Annotated in this window: 1 protein-coding gene; it reads right to left on the bottom strand. The window is 63.8% G+C overall.

The genetic code is table 11. From position 1 onward, the window contains the following. On the bottom strand, nucleotides 1-1,669 hold a 1,669-nt coding region (locus tag AC1DQM_RS29765), incomplete at both ends, for a VCBS domain-containing protein (RefSeq protein ID WP_477747248.1).

Below are 1,669 nucleotides of genomic sequence, written 5' to 3'. Positions count from 1 at the left end.
GCGAAGCTGAGTACCGGTGCGTCGTTGCTGCCGGTGACGGTGACAGTCACCTGCTGGGTGTCGACGCCGCCCAGGCCATCACTGACCTGGATGCTGAACACTTCATTGTGACTCTCGCCCGCCTTCAGCGACTGCACGGCACTGGCGACACCGTCGCTGCCGTTGGCCAGGGTGTAGGTCCATTGGCCGCTGCTGCTGTCGACGGCGATCGAGCCATAAGTGCCGGTATTGGACCCGGCAATGCTCCAAGTGGCGGTGGCATTGTGATCGATGTCACTCGAGCTGAATTGGCCACTGACGCTGAGGCTGCTGTCCTCCTGCACGGCGCCGACATCGTTGCCGCTGGCGAAGCTGAGTACGGGGGCGTCATTGCTGCCGGTGACGGTCACGGTAACCTGCTGGGTGTCGACGCCACCGAGGCCATCGCTGACCTGGATGGTGAACACTTCGTTGTGACTCTCGCCGGCCTGCAGCGATTGCACGGCACTGGCGACGCCATCGCTGCCGTTGGCCAACGTGTAGGTCCATTGGCCCGTGCTGTCGACGGCGATCGAGCCGTAGCTGCCGGTGTTGGACCCGGCAATGCTCCAGGTCGCGGTGGCTGCATGATCGATGTCGCTTGAACTGAACTGGCCACTGACGCTGAGGGTGCTGTCCTCCTGCACCGCGCCCACCTCATTGCCCGATGCGAAGCTGAGCACCGGCGCATCGTTGCTGCCGGTGACAGTGACGGTCACCTGCTGGGTGTCGACGCCGCCGAGGCCATCGCTGACCTGGATGGTGAACACTTCGTCGTGACTTTCACCGGCCTGCAGCGACTGCACGGCACCGGCGACGCCATCGCTGCCGTTGGCCAAGGTGTAAGTCCATTGGCCAGTGCTGTCGACGGCGATCGAGCCGTAGGTCCCAGTTGCCGAGCCATTGATCGACCAGGTCGCGGTGGCCGCATGGTCGATGTCGCTCGAGCTGAACTGGCCACTGACGCTGAGGGTGCTGTCTTCCTGCACCGCACCGACATCATTGCCCGACGCGAAACTGAGCACCGGCACATCGTTGCTGCCGGTAATGGTGATGCTGACAGTCTGCGTTGCCGAAGCAGCGTTAGCCGCGCCGCTGTCATCGGTGGCGACCACCGTGTACGAGAAGGTGATGGTTTCACCCGCGCCGAGGAAGTCGAGGTTCTGGCTGGTGCTGTAATTCCAGCTGTCCTGATCGACCGAGAAGCCGGCGACCAGTGCCGAAGCCACGCCCGCATTGAGTGTGCCGCCGCTCCAGGTGATGTCGCCGTTGGCGGTGTGCGACACGGTCACCACGTCGGTGCTGTCCAGATCGGCAAAGCTCAGTGCGCCGCTGTCGCTCAGCATCGCCGCGCCATCGCCTTCGTTCATCGCGCCGGTGGTGTCGGCAATTGTCAGGGTTGGTTGGTCGTTGGTGCCGGTGATAGTCACGTCCACCGTACTAGACGAAAGCGCGCCGTGTTCGTCCTGCATGGTGTAGCTGAGCGTCACGTGCGCGASCGCACCCTGTGCCAGATGGTCGAAGTCGCTGCCGGGGGTGAATACCAGCTGATTGGCGACCACGCTGGCCGAGCCTTGGCCGAGCGGGGCGCTGGCGCTGTTCAGGGTGAACAGATGACCGTCATCGACGTCGGTGTCGTTGGCCAGCACGT

This window comes from Pseudomonas sp. 01L34 (assembly GCF_056400265.1).
Note: the sequence above shows the minus strand (reverse complement) of the source record. Positions and strands in the feature narration are given on the sequence as shown.